Below are 5,451 nucleotides of genomic sequence, written 5' to 3'. Positions count from 1 at the left end.
TCTTCTATACGTGATATAAGTATATTTGAACGTTCTATAAATATATCTGAACTATATATTCCTTGTTCTAAAAAATCATGTAATCGTCCCTTTTGTTTTTCTAGGTTCTCAAGTTCTTTTTTTAAACCTGTTAAAGTACATTTTAAATTATCCTCAAAATTATCTTTATAAATAACTTCTTCTTCTTTTAAAGATAATTTATAATCTGTCAGCCATTTACTTAAAACCTCTAAAATTTTATTTTCTAATATGTATAATTTGGTAGATTTATTTTTACAATTAGTGCAAACTATATATTTCTCATATCCACTTGATGTTGTATTAGATTTTGCAACTAAAGTATAGCCACAATATCCACATTTTATAATTCCAGCTAGAGGATTGGTTATTTTACTGTTTGGAGTAGGGGAGTTACTACGTTTTTTTCTTATATCTTGTGCTTTATTCCATATTTCTTCGCTTATTATTGGTTCATGCTTTCCTTTTACTTCTATTTGTTCCTCAAGACCTCTAGTCCTACTAGAATTTCTTTTTCTCTCAACTTTATTCCATACTATGTATCCGCAATATACTTTATTTTTTATAATATCTCTTACACCTTTCTCATACCAAGTTCTACCTGTTGTGGTTTTATAACCAAGTTCATTTAGATACTTAGATATTTTACAGGCTCCAACTCCTTTTAGATACATATCGAATATTATTTTAATAACATTTGCTTTATATTTATCTACTACAAGTATTCTTTCTTTGTTGTTTAAGTATTTAATATCATATCCATAAGGAGGAGACTGAGCAATGAACTTACCTTCTTCAATACTTTTAATTTTTCCTCTTTGCATACGCCTAGATATTAACTTTAATTCCTTGCGAGCCATAAAAGCTTCAAATTCGGAATATTCTTCATCAAATTCATCATTTAAATCATAAGTTTTTCTAGGAGTAATAATTTTTGTTTTTGATTTTTTAAATGTATCCAATATCAACCCTTGATCCTGCATATTTCCACGTCCTAAACGGTCAATATCCATTACTAAAACAGCATCATAATTATTATTCTTAACTTCATCTAGTAATTCCAACATTTTAGGTCTATATTCTATACTTTCTCCAGAAATAAGTTCTTCTTTAATCTCAATTACATTTAAGTTTTGTTCTTTTGCTAGTTTTAGTAAAGTTGTTTTATGCCTACTTAAGGTTTCAAACTCACCTCTGTGTTCTGCTTCTTCATCAGCCCTACTTTTTCGTAAATAAATAGAAACATTCATTAAATCACACTCCTTGAATATATTATATTCAGCAGCAAACTGATTATATTTAAAACATAAAAAATAAACATGTAAAAAATAGATTTTATTTTTTAACATGTTTATTTTCACATATATATTCAAGTCTTTATTATTATAAATAGAACTTCATTTTTGTATAAATTCTATCTTTCTATTTCTATATATCTATATAAATTAAATTTCTAGGCTATTTTTTTATAACAGGTATCCATACTTCAAATTTAGAATTTTGTGGGTCTGGATTTAAGTAAAGTTCAATATCAGGACCATTGTCATACTCATATCCAGAAGTAGGTAACCATTCTGTTACAATACGTTTTTCTAGTTCTTGTATAGCTTGTGGGCATTGTCCTTCTCCAGAAAATATTGCCCAAGTAAAAGGTGAGATAGTATATTCATCCAACTTATCATCTGTGGGTTCTGTGCTTGCAACAGAGATAAAGTATTTCCACTCCTCTGAATCATTACACACACTTACACCTAACACACCTTCTGGTTGGCTATTCATCATAGGTAGTAGTTTTTGAATAGTTCCATCTAATGCAAATTGTTGCCACATTTTTGGAACAATCTCAAAGTTTTTTTCTAACTCAGTGTGAAGGCGTTGAGATACACCCACAATACGGAATGCTTCTTTCTTTTCAATTCTATAATTCATTTCTTCAGCTCCTTTAATAGTAATTTTAAAGCTAATTGGAGGAAAGGCCTTCAAGTTTATTGTTTCTTCTTTTTTTATAATCGATGGTGCAATACCATGAATACTTTTAAATGCACGATTGAATGCTGTTGGAGAAGAGTATCCATATTTTAAAGCTACATCAATTATTTTTTTGCTATCATTTTGTAATTCTACAGCAGCCAAAGACATTCGTCTGCGTCGAATATACTCAGAAAGAGGTACATCTGCCATATAAGCAAACATTCTTTGAAAATGATATGTAGAGCAACAAGCTATTTTTGCTAGTTGCTCATATTCAATTTCTTTTGTTATGTTTTCTTCAATATAGTTAATTGCTTTGTTTAATCTTTCAATCCATTCCATAAAATCAGCTCCTTATACTTTTTATAATACATATTTTCAAATAATTCTTCCTCTCTTTTTATGCACAAATTGACTAGCATAATAAAATATAGATTTAATATTTAATATTTAAAATTAATTTAAATATTAAATATTAAGTATTAAAGTTATTAATTATATAACTTTTTTATATTTAGTATATCATAGTTTAACACTTAATTTTATTAGAGCATAATAATTTTAATTTGTTACATAACCTCTCTAATTAAGTACTTAATTGTATAGCATATTTTAGTTATATATTGATATTTTTCATAAGTTGTACTACTTAAATACTTATAAATATTAATTGAGAATAGGACAATTTTTAATAGACATAAAATATAAAAGAGGAGGGGATTTGCATGCCAAAGATAGAAAAAGATTTGGATGGAACAACTACAATAACATACCTTGATGATGATGTAGATGTTCCAACAGATGATAATGGTTATAAAGTATCCATGACAGTGCTACATGGAAATACTGTATGCCATGTAGTATCTCCTGAAACAATCCTAGGAAGAAAGTTTACAGTAGCAGAAAAACTAGAGAAAGATGATAGAATATATGAAGCAATAGAAAAAATAATTATAGATAGACAATTAAAAGTGCAGAAATTAAATAAGGGAGTTGCTAGTAATTAGCACTTCTTTATGAAATAAAGTAGGACAAATATATTTAAAAACTTAATATTAAAACTTCAATCTTTAATTTATAATAAATATTTTTAAAATTTAATTTATTGTATAAAAGAAAACTGGTATACTCTTATTAAATTAAGTTACATAACTTTAAAGATTTATCACTATAAAAGATTACAAGATAAAAAATAACTATCATAAAGATTTTATATTTAAGGGGGAGAAGATGGAAATTAGAAAAGCTGTAATAGATGATGTAGAAGATATAAGCAAAATTTATGCTCAAAGTTGGAAAACAGCATATAAGGGAATTATACCACAAGATTACTTGGACAATTTAAAGGATGATTTTTGGGTTGAAACTTTTAAAGATTTAATTGAAAGCAATAAAATAACAGCTAAAATGGTTTTTGATAATAATAAACCAATTGGTTGTATTGCTTATGGCAATTCAAGGGAGGATACTTTAAAAGATTGGGGAGAGATAGTTTCATTGTATTTGCTTCCTCAATATTTTGGAAAAGGTGTTGGTAATGAAATATTTCAAAGTGCTATAAATGATATGAAATTGGCAGGATTCAGCAATATTTATCTTTGGGTGTTAGAAGAAAATCAAAGAGCAAGAAAATTTTATGAAAAACATGGATTTTGTTGTAATAATGATGTATATACTATTGAGATTATGGATAAAAAAATTAATGATGTACGATACATCCATACTTTCAAATAAAATATAGACTTTATATAAACTGTACCTTAAATTATTTTTATCATAAGAGTTAATATCAAGAATTGAATATAGTTATTGAAAATAAAAGCTTACTTCTAAATCTATCAATATTTTAAGGGAGCTTTTATTTCTATTTTCAGATAGCATATAAATTCCAAATTATTACTGATAGGTATTAGAGAATATATTCATCTCTTGAAACAGTCTTAGGAAGAACGCTTACAGGAGAAGACTTATTTTTAATGATAGAGTTGACTTATAGTCTAATTAGACTTAACATAGATACATGCAATCTAATTAGAATGTTATAAACAATTAAATAAGTATAATAAGAAATTAAGAAAGGATTATGAGAATGATTAAATCGTTTTTGATGTTAGGTCAGTCTAATATGGCTGGCAGAGGTTTTATTAACGAAGTGACTCCAATTTATAATGAGAGGATACAGATGTTACGTAATGGCAGATGGCAAATGATGACAGAACCCATTAATTATGACCGCCCAGTTTCTGGAATTAGCCTTGCTGCATCATTTGCAGATGCATGGTGTTGTGAAAATCAAGAAGATATGATTGGATTGATTCCTTGTGCTGAGGGGGGAAGTTCCATAGATGAATGGAATATAGAAGGCGTACTTTTTAAACATGCAATAAGTGAAGCTAAATTTGCTATGCAAAGCAGTGACCTAACAGGAATCTTATGGCATCAAGGTGAAACTGATAGTAATAATGGTAATTATAAATTTTATTATAAAAAGTTACTTTTTATCATTGATACTCTTAGAAAAGAATTGGATATTCCAAATATACCTTTTATTATTGGTGGTCTAGGTGATTTCTTAGGAAAAGTAGGTTTTGGGAAAAATTGCACTGAATATAAGTTTATCAATCAAGAATTACAAAAATTTGCTTTAGAACAAGATAATTGTTATTTTGTTACAGCATCAGGTTTAACATCTAATCCTGATGGTATTCATCTTGATGCTGTTTCTCAAAGAAAATTTGGATTACGTTACTTTGAAGCCTTTTCTAAAAAGAATCATGTAATAGAAAGACTGGATAACGAAAATAAATTTATAGAATCTAACCATTCTAGGAAGTATACAAAGATGGAAAAGATATATATGAACAGTATGAATTTGGGATTAGGAAAGATATCATATGATGAGTTTGAGTCTCAACTTATTAAACTCAATAATATTTAGAGAAAATATTTATTAATAAATATAGGAAAGAGGTGATTTTTTGATACCATTGTTAATTTTAGGATTATTAAAACAAAATCCTAATTCTTATGGATATGAATTATTAGCATTAATGGAAAAGAAACATTATAAGTATATAGTAAATTTTACTAAAGGCTCTTTCTACTATAACCTTCAACAACTTGAAGAAAAAAATTTTCTTAAAAAAATTGAAACCAAACAATCCAAGAATAGCAGAGAAACACATAATTATATAATTACTGAACTAGGAAATCAAGAGTTTGAAAAATTGATGTGTAAGTATGGTTCTAAGACAGATTATGTAAATTTATCTTTTTACTCAGCATTGTTATTTGCTAATGAGTATAAAAAAGAAAAATTAATAGAATTATTAGAAACACAAATCAAGCAAACTCAAGTAAGAATTTCTTTATTAGATGAATCTATAGAAAATGATAAAACAAATTTAGATTATTTTAAAAGAATGTTAGAAAATTCTCGTTCTCATCATATAGTGAATATTG

6 protein-coding genes are annotated in these 5,451 nt (G+C 27.0%); 4 read left to right on the top strand and 2 right to left on the bottom strand.

Annotated elements, in window-relative coordinates; genetic code table 11:
* Together KGF50_RS20165 and KGF50_RS20160 are read right to left on the bottom strand one after the other, a co-directional pair.
* A partial coding sequence (locus tag KGF50_RS20165) for a recombinase family protein (protein WP_227849713.1) occupies positions 1-1,268 on the bottom strand: 1,268 nt, incomplete at its 3' end.
* Positions 1,269-1,476: 208 nt separating this feature from the next.
* Positions 1,477-2,331, bottom strand: coding sequence for an AraC family transcriptional regulator (locus tag KGF50_RS20160; RefSeq protein WP_227849712.1), 855 nt, complete (start codon positions 2,329-2,331; stop codon positions 1,477-1,479).
* A gap of 383 nt (positions 2,332-2,714) precedes the next feature.
* Between KGF50_RS20160 and KGF50_RS20155 the strand changes: the two genes are divergently transcribed.
* The 4 genes from KGF50_RS20155 to KGF50_RS20140 form a co-directional block, all read left to right on the top strand.
* Complete coding sequence (locus KGF50_RS20155) at positions 2,715-2,996, top strand: hypothetical protein (RefSeq protein ID WP_227849711.1); 282 nt, start codon at positions 2,715-2,717, stop codon at positions 2,994-2,996.
* 223 nt (positions 2,997-3,219) lie between these two features.
* Positions 3,220-3,723: a GNAT family N-acetyltransferase gene (locus tag KGF50_RS20150; RefSeq protein ID WP_227849710.1), complete on the top strand. Its 504-nt coding sequence runs from the start codon at positions 3,220-3,222 to the stop codon at positions 3,721-3,723.
* Between the two features lie 355 nt (positions 3,724-4,078).
* Positions 4,079-4,927, top strand: coding sequence for a sialate O-acetylesterase (locus KGF50_RS20145; protein ID WP_227849709.1), 849 nt, complete (start codon positions 4,079-4,081; stop codon positions 4,925-4,927).
* Positions 4,928-4,967: 40 nt separating this feature from the next.
* The coding region (locus tag KGF50_RS20140) for a helix-turn-helix transcriptional regulator (RefSeq protein WP_227849708.1) at positions 4,968-5,451 on the top strand (484 nt) is incomplete at its 3' end.

This window comes from Clostridioides sp. ZZV15-6598, assembly GCF_020657705.1.
In the GTDB taxonomy this organism is placed as follows: domain Bacteria; phylum Bacillota; class Clostridia; order Peptostreptococcales; family Peptostreptococcaceae; genus Clostridioides; species Clostridioides difficile_F.
This window is presented reverse-complemented; position numbering and strand designations above follow the sequence as displayed.

Coding starts and splice junctions, on each gene's coding strand:
- KGF50_RS20160 (WP_227849712.1), bottom strand. CDS start 2,331: ATGGAATGGATTGAAAGATTAAACAAAGCAATTAACTATATTGAAGAA.
- KGF50_RS20155 (WP_227849711.1), top strand. CDS start 2,715: ATGCCAAAGATAGAAAAAGATTTGGATGGAACAACTACAATAACATAC.
- KGF50_RS20150 (WP_227849710.1), top strand. CDS start 3,220: ATGGAAATTAGAAAAGCTGTAATAGATGATGTAGAAGATATAAGCAAA.
- KGF50_RS20145 (WP_227849709.1), top strand. CDS start 4,079: ATGATTAAATCGTTTTTGATGTTAGGTCAGTCTAATATGGCTGGCAGA.